This is a genomic window from Enterobacter chengduensis, from assembly GCF_001984825.2.
In the GTDB taxonomy this organism is placed as follows: domain Bacteria; phylum Pseudomonadota; class Gammaproteobacteria; order Enterobacterales; family Enterobacteriaceae; genus Enterobacter; species Enterobacter chengduensis.
The window spans coordinates 2,218,339-2,232,096 of record NZ_CP043318.1 but is presented as its reverse complement, the minus strand read 5'-3'; the positions used below and the strand labels follow the sequence as shown (position 1 = coordinate 2,232,096).

Below are 13,758 nucleotides of genomic sequence, written 5' to 3'. Positions count from 1 at the left end.
ACTGATTTTAGAATAGTGTGCAGCATTTGTATTGCCAAAACAAATGCAATACTGCATTCATCGAACTTAAAGTATGACTTACACTGAATTGTGATGCTTCATCCTACTAAGACAAGCCAACGCGGCATTCTGTTCACTGCAAAGGATTTCTGCCCGTGACGTTTTTTCATCACTCAGAGGGTTTAGCCCTTCAGGACCTGATCTTCGGTGCGTCAGTCTACTTTCCTCCCCTGTTCAAAGCCGTTCTGGTGGGCTTTATGCTCTGGCTCATCGCGCATCGCCTGCTTCGCGACTGGATGTACTCCGGTGAAATCTGGCATCCCATGCTGATGGATCTCTCCCTGTTTGCCCTTTCCGTATGCCTGGGCCTTGCCGTTTTGACCGTGTGGTGACTATATCCATGAAAACGCTAAAGTATTTTTCCACCCTGTTTGTCCTTGCCCTCGCGCTGGTTGCGGGCTGGTGGATGTGGAATTTTTATATGCAGTCGCCCTGGACGCGTGACGGAAAAGTCCGCGCTGAACAGGTCAGCATAACCCCTCAGGTGTCGGGAAGTATTACGGCGCTGTTGGTTAAAGATAACCAGTTCGTCAAAAAGGGAGAGGTTTTATTCCGAATCGACGACACTCCTTACCACATTGCCCTTTTGAACGCTCAGGCGCAGCTGGCGAAGGCCCAGTCTGACCTCGCAAAGGCCAACAACGAGGCCAACCGCCGCCGCCACCTGTCGCAAAACTATATTTCAGCGGAAGATTTAGATACCGCGAATATCAACGTCAAGGCCATGCAGGCTAACGTCAACGTGGCGGAGGCGACCCTGAAGCAGGCGCAGTGGCAGCTGACCCAAACCGTGGTTACGGCACCTGTCGATGGATGGGTGACCAATCTCTCCGCCAGGGTGGGGAACTATGCCACCACCGGCCAGCCGGTTTTTGCCCTCGTCGACAGCCATTCTTTCTACGTCGTGGGCTACTTTGAAGAGACAAAACTGCGCCATATTCATCAGGGCTCGCCTGCCGCGATAACGCTTTACAGCGGCTCGCAAACGTTACAGGGTCACGTTTCCAGTGTCGGTCGCGCCATTTACGATCAAAGCGTAGAAACGGATTCCGGGCTGGTGCCGGACATCAAGCCGAACGTGCCGTGGGTGCGCCTGGCCCAGCGCGTTCCTGTTCGCGTGGAGTTCGATCGTTTACCCGAGGATATCACGCTGGTGTCCGGCACCACCTGTACCGTCTCAATCGGAACCCGTTAATGAAGCTTCAGCTGCCCTCCTGGCAAAACACGCCGTGGATGAAAGCGACGCGCCCCCAGTGGCGCTACGCGCTGCGTAACGGCATTGCGATGTGCCTTGCTCTGACGGTCGCCTATTATCTGAATCTCGACCAACCTTACTGGGCGTTGACCTCAGCGGCGGTCGTGAGCTTCCCCACCGTGGGTGGGGTGATCAGCAAAAGCCTTGGGCGTATCGCGGGAAGCCTGCTGGGTGCCACCGCGGCGTTAATTATCGCGGGCCACACGCTAAACGATCCGTGGATGTTCTTGCTGAGCATGGCGGCATGGCTGGGCTGCTGTACCTGGGCCTGCGCCCATTTTACCAATAACGTCGCCTATGCTTTCCAGCTGGCGGGCTATACCGCCGCCATTATTGCCTTCCCGGTGGTCAACGTCCTCGACACCACCGAGCTGTGGGACATTGCCCAAGCGCGCGTCTGCGAAGTGATTGTCGGTATCCTGAGCGGCGGGTTTATGATGATGATCCTGCCCAGCACCTCTGACGGCACGGCGCTGATTACCGCGCTTAAAACCATGCATACCCGGCTGCTGGAACATGCGAGCCTGCTGTGGCAGCCGGACACCAACGACGACATCCGCCTCGCGCATGAAAGGGTTATCGGGCAGATCCTGACCACGAATCTGCTGCGCATTCAGGCGTTCTGGAGTCATTACCGTTTTCGCCGTCAGAACACGCTGCTTAACTACCTGCTGCACCAGCAGCTCCGCATGACCAGCGCCATCTCAAGCCTGCGTCGGATGCTGCTCAGCTGGCCGACGCCGCCCAAAAACACCCGCGCCGTGATTGACGCGCTGCTCGCGGCGCTTGCCCGCCCGGATGCGGATATCTACACCGTTGCCAGGATCATTGCCCCGCTCGCCCCGGTTGATGAGTACGACTACCGTCATCGCGCCTTCTGGCAGCGCCTGAATTACTTTTGTCGGTTATACCTGCGCAGCAGCCGCTGGATTAACGCGATCGAGAATGCGAGTCCGATAACGGAGTTTAACGTCCCCGGCAGCCCGGCACTCGCGCGGCACACCGACTATCTGGAAGCGATGTGGAGCGGTTTTCGTACCTTTTGCGCCCTGACGCTGGTTGGCGCGTGGAGCATCACCACGCAGTGGGACTCCGGTACGGCGGCGCTGACGCTTGCCGCCATCAGCTGCGTGCTTTATTCCGTCGCGGCCTCGCCGTTCAACTCGCTTACGCTCCTGCTGCGCACGCTGGTTCTGCTCTCGCTGTTCAGTTTTGTGGTGAAGTTTGGCCTGATGGTGCAGATAAGCGATCTGTGGCAGTTCCTGCTGTTTCTGTTTCCCCTGTTGACTACCATGCAGCTTCTGAAGCTGCAAATGCCAAAGCTCGCAGGACTCTGGGGACAGCTGATTGTCTTTATGGGCTCGTTTATCTCGGTGACGAATCCGCCGGTTTATGATTATGCCGATTTTCTCAACGACAACCTGGCGAAGATCCTCGGCGTGGGGCTGGCGTGGCTGGCTTTCGCGGTGCTGCGTCCCGGCTCTGATGCGCGGAAAAGCCGCAGGCATATTCGGGAGTTACGCAGGGGATTTGTCGACCAGCTGAGCCGTAAACCGCATATGGGTGAAAACGAGTATGAATCGCTGGTGTATCACCACGTCAGCCAGCTGAATAACAGCCAGGACGCCCTGTCCCGACGCTGGCTGCTGCGCTGGGGGGTGGTGCTACTGAACTGTTCGCACGTGGTCTGGCAGCTTCGCGCATGGGAAACGCGGTCCGATCCGCTGTCCCAGGTTCGTGACGTGTGTATATCCCTGCTGCGCGATGTGATGAGCGAACGCGGTGTCCAGCAGCGGCCGCTGGCAACCACGCTGAATGAACTGCAGCGGATCTGCGATACCCTTCCACGGCATCATCTCCCCGCTGCGCGTGATTTAGCCTCGATAATCTGGCGGCTGCACTGCTCGCTGTCTCAGCTGGAGCAGGCCCCACCGCCGGGTACGATCGGGGATCAGATGACGCCGCAGGCATAACGTGCCCCGCCGCCGCCAAGCGGTTTAGGCTGGTCGGACATATTGTCGCCACCGACATGAATCATCAGCGCTTTACCTTTGACCTCATCCAGCTTTTTCAGACGCGGCGCGACGACGGGATCGGTGGCTTTCCCGTCGTTATTGACCACCAGTACGGGCAGATCGCCCAGATGCCCCATTCCGTCCGGGCCCTCATGCTTGCCGGTGTGCTGGGGATCCAGATGCCCTCCTGCCGCTTCCGCCGCCGACGCTTTACCCTCTTTTAACGCGGGCTGACAGCTGCCTTTGGCGTGAACATGGAAACCATGCTCACCGGGCGGGAGTGCTTTAAGATGGGGGGCGAACTCCAGTCCTTTATCGGTTTCCGTAATTTTCACCGTTCCGATGGACTGGCCGACCCCCTGAGAGGTGACGAGATTCATTTCCACTTCGTCGCTGGCTGCCTGCGCCCCTGCGCAAACAGCCAGCGCGATCGTTGCCAGAATAAAACGCTTCATATGACCTCCACGGGTTATTTTTTGCCCCTTAAGTGTATACCAGGGGCAAAGATTTCACCGGAAAGTCACCTTATGATGACGGTTTATGGTACGTCGTAACCGAGCGCGGCCTTGCGGATGCGGAACCACTGCTGGCGGGTCATCTGCAGTTCTTCGGCGGCCAGTGCAGAACGCACGCGTTCAATTTTACCGGAACCGATAATGGGCAGCGGTTTTGACGGCAGGCGCAGGATCCACGCGTAAACCACCTGCTCGATGCTCTCGGCGTTCAGTTCACGGGCGATGGTTTCCAGCTCGTTGCGCAGCGGCTGGAATTCGTCATCATTAAACAGGCGTCCGCCCCCGAGGCACGACCAGGCCATTGGTCGAATGCGCAGCTGCTGCAGCTGGTCGAGCGTACCGTCCAGCAGCAGCGGCTGATGTACCGGGGAGATCTCAACCTGATTCGTGGCCAGGGTAAACGGCAGACGTGACTGAAGCAGCGCAAACTGCGCCGGGGTAAAGTTAGACACGCCGAAATGACGGACTTTCCCGCTCTGATGCAGGTTCAGGAAGGCTTCCGCCACCTCATCGGCATCCATCAGCGGGTCAGGACGGTGGATTAACAGCAGGTCGATACGATCGGTCGCCAGATTGACCAGCGACTGCTCGGCGCTCTTAATGATATGCGCGCTGTCGGTGATGTAATGACCGAGGGCGTGCTCGGGTTTTGCCGTGGTGGCAATACCACACTTGGTGACGATTTCCATCCTGTCGCGGAGCGCCGGCACCAGCTTGAGCGCCTCGCCGAAGGCGGCTTCACACTGATAGCCGCCATAAATATCCGCATGATCGACCGTGGTGATGCCTAAGTCGAGATGCTCTTCAATAAAGCTCGCCAGCTGGAGGGGGGACATATTCCAGTCCATCAGGCGCCAGTAGCCCATTACAAAACGGGAGAATTCTGGCCCCTGGGGGGCAAGGGTAATTCGCTGAACCATAACATTTTCCTCAAGGACGTGATGTCATGAGTATACGCAATTACCGTGTTAAAAAAGTGAAGGTTGCTGGGGTTCTTCGGCCTCACCAGCTTTGTTTGCGCGTAATTTGCGCAAACGACGCTGTCGGCAGAGGCGTAATACCTCCTGCTTTTGCGTGTCGCTGAAGTTTTGCCAGTTAAAGCGTTCATCACGGGTACGCATGCACCCGCGGCAATATCCGCGTTCATCCACCTGACAAATACCCCGGCACGGGCTCTGGATAGGGAAAAACTCCAGCTGCTCTGCCACACTCACCTCCAGATAGCCACTCTCACCTACAGTGAAGACGTTAAACGCCCCGCATGCAAGGCCATTACCACAGATTTGTGGCATTAAGGTTTCACTAATCTTCCCTCTCTATACTCTGCCCATCATCAAAATAACAGGTTTACCGATCGATGTGGTTTATCAAAAAGTTACAATGTAACGACATAAAATTTACCCTGGGCTGTGCTTTCTTCTTTACGCTAATTAATGGGCTGTTTATCCAGCGCAGCTGGGCCATTATCGCCCCTGTTCACCTTCACGATTTCCTCTTTGCCGCGTCCGTACCGCTGGTCCTGTTCTGCGGCTGGGTAATTGTTTTTAGCCTGCTTAATATTCCGTATATCCGTAAGCCGCTGCTGATCGTCCTGACCGTCGGCTGCGCCGCGGCGACGTATTTTATGTACACCTACGGCGCGGTTATCGATCAGAACATGATTGTGAACGTGTTCGAAACCAACTCTCAGGAAGCGACCGCCCTGGTGACCCCGCAGATGATTCTGTGGATTGCCGTTGCTGGCCTGGTGCCGTCCGTGGTGCTGGCGCTCACCCGAATTCGTACCGGAAAATGGTGGTACGCGCTGCTGACGCGCGTCGCCGCGATGCTTGGCGCTCTGCTGGTGATAATCCTGATTGCCGCCCTGTTCTATAAAGATTACGCGTCGCTGTTCCGCAATAACAAAAGCATCGTCAAAATGGTGACCCCGGCGAACTATGTTAGCGCCGTGGTGAAGTACAGCAAAATGCGCTGGTTTGCCGGCGATCAAACGCTGGTGCGCATTGGTGAAGATGCCCATAAAGGGCCGCTGATTACCGGTCAACAGAAGAAAACCGTTCTGGTGCTTGTCGTCGGCGAAGCCTCTCGCGCGGCAAACTACTCCCTGAATGGTTACGGGCGTGAAACCAACCCGGAGCTGAAAAAGCAGGACGTGATTAACTTCCCGCAGGCCTCGTCGTGCGGGACTGAAACCGCGGTTTCCGTTCCCTGCATGTTCTCCGGCATGACGCGCAGCAAATACGATGCCGACCTGGCTCACCATCGGGAAGGGCTACTTGACGTCCTCAAGCATGCGGGTGTCAACCTGCTGTGGCGCGACAACGACGGCGGCTGTAAAGGCGCCTGTGACCGCGTGCCGCATACCGACATGACGCAGTGGAATCTGGATCAGTTCTGCAAAGATAAATCCTGTATTGACGATGTGAACTTCTACCGTCTGGACAACGTGCTGGATGGCGTGAAGCAAGATACGGTGCTGGTCATCCACCTGATGGGAAGCCACGGCCCGGCGTACTATCGCCGTTACCCGGATAATTTCCGTAAGTTCACCCCAACCTGCGACACCAATGAAATTCAGGATTGCGACCATCAGGCGCTGATGAACACCTATGACAACACCATCCTGTATACCGACAGCATGGTCAGTAAAACCATTGATGCGCTGAAAGCGCGCCAGGCAAGCATGAACACCGCGCTGATTTATCTCTCCGATCACGGTGAATCACTGGGGGAAAGCGGTATTTATCTGCACGGCACGCCGTACATGCTGGCACCGGAGCAACAAACGCATATTCCGTTTATGTTCTGGCTGTCCCAGGACTACGCGAAAAACTTTGGCATCAACGAACGGTGTTTGCGTGACCATGCAGCAAAAAATGCGGTTTCCCAGGACAATTTGTTCTCCACCGTTTTGGGTATGATGGACGTGAAATCAACGGTTTATCAGCCGCAGCTGGATATACTGAGCGCATGTCGTCAGTAATCACGCTTGCATTAGACCGAACGGTCTATTAGAGTGCGGCCATGAGCAGAAACATTGAACACGATACCCGCGAACATCTCCTGGCAACCGGCGAGCAGCTTTGCATGCATCGCGGATTTACCGGTATGGGGTTGAGCGAGTTATTAAAAACCGCTGAGGTACCGAAGGGGTCGTTTTATCACTACTTTCGGTCCAAAGAGGCCTTCGGCGTGGCGATGCTGGAGCGTCATTATGCTGGCTATCACCAGCGGCTGGCGACCCACTTTGCGTCGGGTGAAGGGAACTACCGGGATCGCGTTCTGAACTACTATCAGGAAACGCTGAACCAGTTCTGTCAGCAGGGCATTATCAGCGGTTGCCTGACCGTTAAACTCTCTGCAGAAGTGTGCGATCTTTCTGAAGATATGCGCACGGCGATGGATAAAGGTGCCAGCGGCGTTATCGCCCTGCTGGCCCAGGCGCTGGAGAAAGGCCGCGATGAAAAAACGCTGGCCTTTTCCGGCGAGCCGTTAACCCAGGCGCAGGTGTTATATGCGCTCTGGCTCGGCGCTAACCTGCAGGCAAAAATTTCTCGCAGTGCCGTTCCGCTGGAAAGCGCGCTGGCGCATGTGAAAAGTACGATTACTGCGCCTGGCGTATAGCAGGCGTTTTTATTTATCTCATTACTAGTCGACTGGTCTACTCAGGAGTCTTTATGTCAGCTGAAAAATTATTTACCCCATTGAAAGTGGGTGCCGTCACGGCGCCAAACCGCGTGTTCATGGCACCGCTTACCCGCCTGCGCAGCATTGAGCCGGGCGACATCCCAACCCCACTGATGGGTGAATACTATCGTCAGCGCGCAAGCTCTGGCCTGATTATCACCGAAGCCACGCAGATTTCCGCTCAGGCTAAGGGTTATGCGGGCGCACCGGGACTTCACAGCCCGGAACAGATCGCCGCATGGCAGAAAATCACCGCGGGCGTCCATGCTGAAGAGGGGCGCATTGCCGTCCAGCTGTGGCACACAGGTCGTATCTCTCACAGCAGCATTCAGCCTGGCGGTCAGGCGCCGGTTTCCGCTTCGGCCCTGAGCGCCAATACCCGCACCTCCCTGCGCGATGAAAACGGCAATGCGATCCGCGTAGATACCTCTATGCCGCGCGCGCTTGAGCTGGATGAAATCCCGGGGATCGTGAACGACTTCCGCCAGGCCGTAGCCAACGCCCGCGAAGCCGGTTTTGACCTGATTGAGCTGCACTCCGCGCACGGCTACCTGCTGCATCAGTTCCTGTCACCTTCGTCTAACCACCGCACCGATCGGTACGGCGGCAGCGTCGAAAACCGCGCCCGCCTGGTGCTGGAAGTGGTTGATGCCGTATGCCAGGAGTGGAGCCCGGACCGTATCGGTATCCGCGTCTCGCCTATCGGCTCTTTCCAGAACGTCGACAACGGTCCGAACGAAGAGGCCGATGCGCTGTACCTGATCGAAGAGCTGGCGAAACGCGGCATTGCTTACCTGCACATGTCCGAGCCGGACTGGGCCGGCGGCAAGCCTTACACTGAAGCCTTCCGCCAGAAAGTGCGCGAGCGCTTCCACGGGGTGATCATCGGTGCGGGTGCCTATACGCCAGAGAAAGCCGAAGACCTGATTAATAAAGGGCTGATCGATGCCGTCGCGTTTGGCCGCGACTACATTGCCAACCCGGATCTCGTTGCCCGTCTGCAGAAAAAAGCGGCGCTGAACCCGCAGCGTCCGGAAAGCTTCTACGGCGGCGGCGCGGAAGGTTACACCGACTACCCTTCTCTCTAATCTCTCCGTTGTTCATTGATAGCGGCGATACTTCGCCGCTATACTCAAACATCGTTTCTGTTCAAAATGACAGTCTATTTCATTGGTTAATGAGGAAATTATGCGCCTACTTCACACCATGCTGCGCGTTGGCGACCTGCAACGTTCTATTGATTTCTACACTAACGTCCTGGGCATGAAGCTGCTGCGCACCAGCGAAAACCCGGAATACAAATACTCGCTGGCGTTCGTGGGTTACGGCCCGGAAACGGATGAAGCGGTGATCGAGCTGACCTACAACTGGGGCGTAGACAGCTATGAGCTGGGCACCGCCTACGGCCATATCGCGCTGGAAGTGGACAACGCGGCCGACGCGTGCGAACGCATCCGCAGCAACGGCGGTAACGTCACTCGTGAAGCGGGTCCGGTTAAAGGCGGCACCACCGTGATTGCGTTCGTGGAAGATCCGGACGGTTACAAAATCGAGCTGATTGAAGCCAAAGACGCCGGTCGCGGTCTGGGCAACTGATCCCTCAGGGCGCAGCCTGCGCCCGTAGTTTTACTGCATCGCCCGCCAAAATTTGCCATAATGCGCTCTGCTTTTTTCCCCATGTAAGAGACCCTGATGTCCGATAACGCTCAATTTAGCGGTCTGTGCGACCGTTTTCGTGGTTTTTATCCCGTTGTCATTGATGTAGAAACAGCTGGATTTAACGCTAAAACCGATGCGCTGCTCGAAATTGCCGCCATCACGCTGAAGATGGATGAACAGGGCTGGCTTATCCCGGACACCACGCTGCATTTCCACGTTGAACCCTTCGAAGGGGCAAACCTGCAGCCGGAAGCGCTGGCGTTTAACGGTATCGATCCGCATAACCCGCTGCGCGGTGCGGTCAGTGAATATGATGCGCTGCACGCCATTTTTAAAATGGTGCGTAAAGGTATGAAAGAGACGAACTGCAGCCGCGCCATCATGGTGGCCCATAACGCCACCTTCGATCACACCTTTACCATGGCCGCAGCCGAGCGCGCCTCGCTCAAACGCAACCCCTTCCACCCTTTTGTGACCTTCGACACCGCGGCGCTGAGCGGTCTGGCGCTGGGACAAACGGTGTTGTCAAAGGCCTGTATTACGGCAGGCATTGAATTTGACGGTACGCAGGCGCACTCCGCGCTGTATGACACGGAGCGTACCGCAGAGCTGTTCTGTGAGATCGTCAACCGCTGGAAGCGTCTGGGCGGCTGGCCGCTGGCAACGGGTGCTGACGCTACCGATGACGTGTAGGTCGGGTAAGCGCAGCGCCACCCGACAAAAAAAAAGCGACCACATAGCGGGTCGCTTTTTTATTTGCGCAGAAAATTACTCTGCGTCCGGCTCTTCGGTTTTGTACTTCGCCGCCGTCTCTTTGATCAGCTGCTGCAGTTCGCCGCGCTGATACATTTCAATCAGGATATCGCAGCCGCCAACCAGTTCACCGTCAACCCACAGCTGTGGGAACGTCGGCCAGTTAGCGTACTTAGGCAGCTCAGCGCGGATGTCCGGGTTCTGCAGGATATCAACGTAAGCAAAACGCTCACCACAGGCTGACAGCGCCTGAACCGCTTGCGCGGAGAAGCCGCAGCTTGGCAGCTTCGGAGAACCTTTCATATACAGCAGAATCGGGTTTTCAGCGATCTGGCGCTGGATTTTTTCAATAGTGGTGCTCATGTCTTGCTTCCTTTAACTTCTGTAACGGCATTCGTCTGACATTGTAGCGGTTCAGACTGGCATCGGAAAATAACATTTTTGTCACGTTTATATATTTTACCCTGAGTCACGCAAAGTTGCATTGCAAATGGTGTTTACTCCGGCCGCAGTGCGGGTTTTGCTTAGGGAGTGGGCAAATGTGCGACAGAATGATGATTTTTTTTGCACTTGCTAACGAAACACGATTGTAGTTTGAAAAATGCTATTAACTTTCTGGCTTTTTATAGATTAGAATCGACGGGCTTTGTAAATCATACGCGGGTGTTATTGATGACCTGCATTTATCAGGGGACTGCCCAGTGGCGCGGATAAATAAAATCTCGATCACGCTCTGTGCTTTACTGTTTACTTCACTCACCTTCACGCCAGTGGCAAACGCCTCTCAGCAGGCGCGGCATTCTGCCGTACAAAAAAACCATCTGGCGAAAGCTACAGAACGTAAGAAAAAAACCACCGCTAAGAACGACAAGAAAAAAACACCGGCTCAAACCAAACAGACCGCTTCCAGCAAGACGAAAACCAAGCCTTCCCGCACTGCCCACTCCGCCAAAAGTAAAGCTTCGCAAACCGCCGCTAACCTCGTGACTGAAAAATGCACCGCGCGTAAGGGCCACAAGGCGAAATGTACGAAGGTCACCAAAATAGCGGAAGTGCATAAGGTGCGCGTGCAGAAAGCGCAAAAAACAGCAATGAACAAGCTGATGGGGCAGATTGGCAAACCTTATCACTGGGGTGGCAGCTCGCCGCGTACCGGCTTTGACTGCAGCGGCCTCGTCTATTACGCCTATAAGGATCTGGTTAAGTTCCGCATTCCGCGTACCGCCAACGAAATGTACCACCTGCGCGATGCCTCACCGGTTGACCGCGGCGAGCTGGAAAACGGCGACCTGGTCTTCTTCCGCACCCAGGGCCGCGGCACGGCTGACCACGTCGGCGTCTACGTCGGCAACGGGAAATTCATCCAGTCTCCACGTAGCGGCCAGGATATTCAGATCACCTCTCTCAGCGAAGACTACTGGGTACGCCACTACGTCGGCGCGCGCCGCGTGATGACGCCGAAAACCATTCGCTAACCCCTGCCCTGCCACATCCGTGGCAGGGTAAGTTCCTCTTTTGCATACCCTTTCAATTTGCTATCCTGTCCACGTTGTCTGTGTGGTTATTGGCAACGCAAAATACAATAAGGAGAGAAGCAATGTCGTTCGAATTACCTGCACTACCGTATGCAAAAGACGCCCTGGCCCCGCACATTTCTGCGGAAACCCTGGAATATCACTACGGCAAGCATCACCAGACGTACGTCACCAACCTGAACAACCTGATCAAGGGCACCGATTTTGAAGGCAAAACGCTGGAAGAGATCGTCCGCAGCTCAGAGGGTGGCGTATTTAACAACGCGGCTCAGGTGTGGAACCACACCTTCTACTGGCACTGCCTGGCGCCAAATGCCGGCGGCGAACCTGCCGGTGAGCTTTCTACCGCCATCAACGCCGCCTTTGGCAGCTTCGCGGACTTCAAAGCGAAGTTCACCGATGCCGCCATCAAGAACTTCGGCTCTGGCTGGACGTGGCTGGTTAAAGAGGCGGATGGCAAACTGGCTATCGTGTCCACCTCAAACGCGGGCACCCCGCTGACCACCAGCGCGAAGCCGCTGATGACCGTGGACGTATGGGAACACGCTTACTACATTGATTACCGCAACGCGCGCCCTAACTACCTGGAGCACTTCTGGGCACTGGTTAACTGGGAGTTTGTGGCGAAGAACTTCGCCGCGTAAGAGACACGCAGAAGGGTTCGCCCTTCTGCGTTTTTGGCTTAATCCGCAGCGCAGGCTGCTTCGGGCTGTTTACGACCCGACGTCATCACCAGCAGCAGGCCGAGCGCGGCAACGATCGCCCCCATCACCGGCACAAAGCTGTATCCCAGCCCTCCTGAAATCACGGCCCCACCGGCCGCCGCCCCGAGCGCATTGCCCAGGTTAAAGGCACCGATGTTGACCGACGACGAGAGCCCCGGCGCTTCATGCGCAACGCGCATTACGCGCATCTGCAGCGGCGGCACCACGGCAAAGGTGGCTGCGCCCCAGACAACCATCGCGATCGCGGCGCCGACTTCATTCCGCGCCAGCCAGGGAATTGCGATCATGATGACAATCAGCAGGGTTAAGAAACCCTTCAGCGTCCCGCTCACGGAACGGTCGGCAAATTTCCCACCGAGGTAGTTGCCGATCGAGAAGCCCACGCCAATCAGCACGAGCATCGCGGTAACAAAAAGAGGCGTTGCGCGGGTGATGTCATGCAATACCGGTGAAATATAGGTGTAGAGGGTAAACATCGCCCCTGCTCCCAGCACGGTGGTGAGCAGCGCGGAGAGCACCTGCGGGCGCATCAGCACCGACAGCTCTCTGCGCACGTCAGGACGTTCTCCCGCGCTGCCTTTCGGCAGGGAGAAGAACAGCGCCACCATCGCGACCACGCCCAGTCCGGCCGTCGCCAGGAAGGACATCCGCCAGCCAATGACCTCGCCCAGCCAGGTTGCCGCAGGCACCCCGCCGATGTTCGCGATGGTCAAGCCCATAAACATGGTTGCTACGGCACTCGCCTGCTTATGTTTAGGCACCACGCTGGCAGCAACGACCGACCCCAGCCCAAAGAACGCGCCGTGGTTAAGGCTGGTCAGAATGCGTGACAGCATCAGCGTGGTGTAGTCCGGCGAAATGGCCGAAAGCACGTTACCCAGGGTGAAGATGGCCATCAGGAATATCAGCGCATTGCGGCGCGCGCGGTGCGAAAGGAGAAGCGTCATCAGCGGCGCTCCTACCATCACGCCGATAGCGTAGGCGCTGATCAACATCCCGGCAGCAGGGATCGAAACGTCTACGCCCCGGGCGATAACGGGCAGTAGCCCCATCGGGGAGAATTCAGTGGTGCCAATCCCAAAAGCGCCAATCGCCAGGGCCAGCAGGGGAAAATTGATTTTCATGCGTCAACTCCGGATGCCGTGTCATGTGGTAACACAGAACAAAGAAGCAGAAAGCATGACATCAATCACAAAAAATGAGAAGTTAACAAAATGGCAAAAAATTTTTGCCTGAGAAGTAACAATCCGGGAAACTGGGAGGAGAAGGCTCTCCCCCCGCGTAAATCAGTGCAGCGCAGCCGTCAGACCCGCCGCGACAATCAGAGCCAGCACAACAACGGTGGTGAACAGCGAAAACTTCAGATCGGAACTCATCAATTTTTCTCCTTTTAATCCCCCCACGAAAAGTGAGCTTGCTCATTTTTGCACAGATTACGTCAAAAATCTTCCTGGATTTATACTGATAACCACTTTACCTCTTCCCCTTTTCATCAAGATAGGACAAAATTCCACGCTAAATTTATTAGCGTACCGGCCATTGACCCCCTCCTGA

At 56.1% G+C, this 13,758-nt stretch carries 16 protein-coding genes; 10 read left to right on the top strand and 6 right to left on the bottom strand.

Going from position 1 to position 13,758, the window contains the following annotated elements:
• The first annotated feature begins 155 nt into the window (after positions 1-155).
• Genes FY206_RS11010 through FY206_RS11000 form a run of 3 tightly spaced genes read left to right on the top strand, consistent with a single transcriptional unit; the run spans position 156 to position 3,288 of the window.
• The gene (locus FY206_RS11010) at positions 156-392 is read left to right on the top strand and encodes a DUF1656 domain-containing protein (protein ID WP_032640003.1); all 237 of its coding nucleotides are present in this window, start codon (positions 156-158) and stop codon (positions 390-392) included.
• A gap of 2 nt (positions 393-394) precedes the next feature.
• Complete coding sequence (locus tag FY206_RS11005; RefSeq protein WP_032642558.1) at positions 395-1,255, top strand: efflux RND transporter periplasmic adaptor subunit; 861 nt, start codon at positions 395-397, stop codon at positions 1,253-1,255.
• On the top strand, positions 1,255-3,288 hold the full coding sequence (locus tag FY206_RS11000; RefSeq protein ID WP_077064091.1) for an FUSC family protein: 2,034 nt from the start codon (positions 1,255-1,257) through the stop codon (positions 3,286-3,288). Before FY206_RS11005 ends, FY206_RS11000 begins: the two co-directional genes overlap by 1 nt.
• Here FY206_RS11000 and sodC read toward each other — a convergent pair.
• The 3 genes from sodC to FY206_RS10985 form a co-directional block, all read right to left on the bottom strand.
• A complete protein-coding gene (gene sodC, locus FY206_RS10995; protein ID WP_032639999.1) occupies positions 3,267-3,785 on the bottom strand; it encodes a superoxide dismutase [Cu-Zn] SodC in 519 nt (172 codons plus the stop codon). The genes FY206_RS11000 and sodC overlap by 22 nt on opposite strands.
• A gap of 83 nt (positions 3,786-3,868) precedes the next feature.
• Positions 3,869-4,765: an aldo/keto reductase gene (locus FY206_RS10990; protein WP_032638255.1), complete on the bottom strand. Its 897-nt coding sequence runs from the start codon at positions 4,763-4,765 to the stop codon at positions 3,869-3,871.
• 48 nt (positions 4,766-4,813) lie between these two features.
• A complete protein-coding gene (locus FY206_RS10985) occupies positions 4,814-5,053 on the bottom strand; it encodes a DUF1289 domain-containing protein (RefSeq protein WP_032639995.1) in 240 nt (79 codons plus the stop codon).
• Positions 5,054-5,202: 149 nt separating this feature from the next.
• Between FY206_RS10985 and eptA the strand changes: the two genes are divergently transcribed.
• The 5 genes from eptA (at position 5,203) to rnt (ending at position 9,884) form a co-directional block, all read left to right on the top strand.
• Complete coding sequence (gene eptA / locus FY206_RS10980; RefSeq protein WP_032639994.1) at positions 5,203-6,828, top strand: phosphoethanolamine transferase EptA; 1,626 nt, start codon at positions 5,203-5,205, stop codon at positions 6,826-6,828.
• Positions 6,829-6,869: 41 nt separating this feature from the next.
• Positions 6,870-7,469: a TetR/AcrR family transcriptional regulator gene (locus tag FY206_RS10975; RefSeq protein ID WP_032639993.1), complete on the top strand. Its 600-nt coding sequence runs from the start codon at positions 6,870-6,872 to the stop codon at positions 7,467-7,469.
• 53 nt (positions 7,470-7,522) lie between these two features.
• A complete protein-coding gene (nemA, locus tag FY206_RS10970; RefSeq protein WP_032639991.1) occupies positions 7,523-8,620 on the top strand; it encodes an alkene reductase in 1,098 nt (365 codons plus the stop codon).
• Between the two features lie 100 nt (positions 8,621-8,720).
• Complete coding sequence (gene gloA, locus FY206_RS10965) at positions 8,721-9,128, top strand: lactoylglutathione lyase (protein WP_032639989.1); 408 nt, start codon at positions 8,721-8,723, stop codon at positions 9,126-9,128.
• A 96-nt stretch (positions 9,129-9,224) separates the two neighbouring features.
• A complete protein-coding gene (rnt, locus tag FY206_RS10960) occupies positions 9,225-9,884 on the top strand; it encodes a ribonuclease T (RefSeq protein ID WP_032639987.1) in 660 nt (219 codons plus the stop codon).
• Positions 9,885-9,959: 75 nt separating this feature from the next.
• On the opposite strand, the gene grxD is transcribed toward rnt, so the two are convergent.
• The gene (gene grxD, locus FY206_RS10955; protein ID WP_003832760.1) at positions 9,960-10,307 is read right to left on the bottom strand and encodes a monothiol glutaredoxin 4; all 348 of its coding nucleotides are present in this window, start codon (positions 10,305-10,307) and stop codon (positions 9,960-9,962) included.
• Between the two features lie 338 nt (positions 10,308-10,645).
• Between grxD and FY206_RS10950 the strand changes: the two genes are divergently transcribed.
• Together FY206_RS10950 and sodB are read left to right on the top strand one after the other, a co-directional pair.
• Entirely contained in the window at positions 10,646-11,419 is a 774-nt protein-coding gene (locus FY206_RS10950) for a C40 family peptidase (protein WP_032639985.1), read from the top strand.
• 122 nt (positions 11,420-11,541) lie between these two features.
• Positions 11,542-12,123: a superoxide dismutase [Fe] gene (gene sodB / locus FY206_RS10945; protein WP_032639984.1), complete on the top strand. Its 582-nt coding sequence runs from the start codon at positions 11,542-11,544 to the stop codon at positions 12,121-12,123.
• 38 nt (positions 12,124-12,161) lie between these two features.
• Here the strand turns inward: sodB and FY206_RS10940 are convergent, their stop codons facing one another.
• Together FY206_RS10940 and cydH are read right to left on the bottom strand one after the other, a co-directional pair.
• Complete coding sequence (locus FY206_RS10940) at positions 12,162-13,328, bottom strand: MFS transporter (protein ID WP_032639982.1); 1,167 nt, start codon at positions 13,326-13,328, stop codon at positions 12,162-12,164.
• A 162-nt stretch (positions 13,329-13,490) separates the two neighbouring features.
• On the bottom strand, positions 13,491-13,580 hold the full coding sequence (gene cydH / locus FY206_RS10935; RefSeq protein ID WP_008500596.1) for a cytochrome bd-I oxidase subunit CydH: 90 nt from the start codon (positions 13,578-13,580) through the stop codon (positions 13,491-13,493).
• Between the last annotated feature and the right edge of the window lie 178 nt (positions 13,581-13,758).

Excerpts from the sequence above, each read along its gene's own strand:
- FY206_RS11000 (WP_077064091.1), top strand. The coding sequence starts at position 1,255 with ATGAAGCTTCAGCTGCCCTCCTGGCAAAACACGCCGTGGATGAAAGCG.
- sodC (WP_032639999.1), bottom strand. The coding sequence starts at position 3,785 with ATGAAGCGTTTTATTCTGGCAACGATCGCGCTGGCTGTTTGCGCAGGG.
- FY206_RS10990 (WP_032638255.1), bottom strand. The coding sequence starts at position 4,765 with ATGGTTCAGCGAATTACCCTTGCCCCCCAGGGGCCAGAATTCTCCCGT.
- eptA (WP_032639994.1), top strand. The coding sequence starts at position 5,203 with ATGTGGTTTATCAAAAAGTTACAATGTAACGACATAAAATTTACCCTG.
- FY206_RS10975 (WP_032639993.1), top strand. The coding sequence starts at position 6,870 with ATGAGCAGAAACATTGAACACGATACCCGCGAACATCTCCTGGCAACC.
- nemA (WP_032639991.1), top strand. The coding sequence starts at position 7,523 with ATGTCAGCTGAAAAATTATTTACCCCATTGAAAGTGGGTGCCGTCACG.
- gloA (WP_032639989.1), top strand. The coding sequence starts at position 8,721 with ATGCGCCTACTTCACACCATGCTGCGCGTTGGCGACCTGCAACGTTCT.
- rnt (WP_032639987.1), top strand. The coding sequence starts at position 9,225 with ATGTCCGATAACGCTCAATTTAGCGGTCTGTGCGACCGTTTTCGTGGT.
- grxD (WP_003832760.1), bottom strand. The coding sequence starts at position 10,307 with ATGAGCACCACTATTGAAAAAATCCAGCGCCAGATCGCTGAAAACCCG.
- sodB (WP_032639984.1), top strand. The coding sequence starts at position 11,542 with ATGTCGTTCGAATTACCTGCACTACCGTATGCAAAAGACGCCCTGGCC.
- FY206_RS10940 (WP_032639982.1), bottom strand. The coding sequence starts at position 13,328 with ATGAAAATCAATTTTCCCCTGCTGGCCCTGGCGATTGGCGCTTTTGGG.
- cydH (WP_008500596.1), bottom strand. The coding sequence starts at position 13,580 with ATGAGTTCCGATCTGAAGTTTTCGCTGTTCACCACCGTTGTTGTGCTG.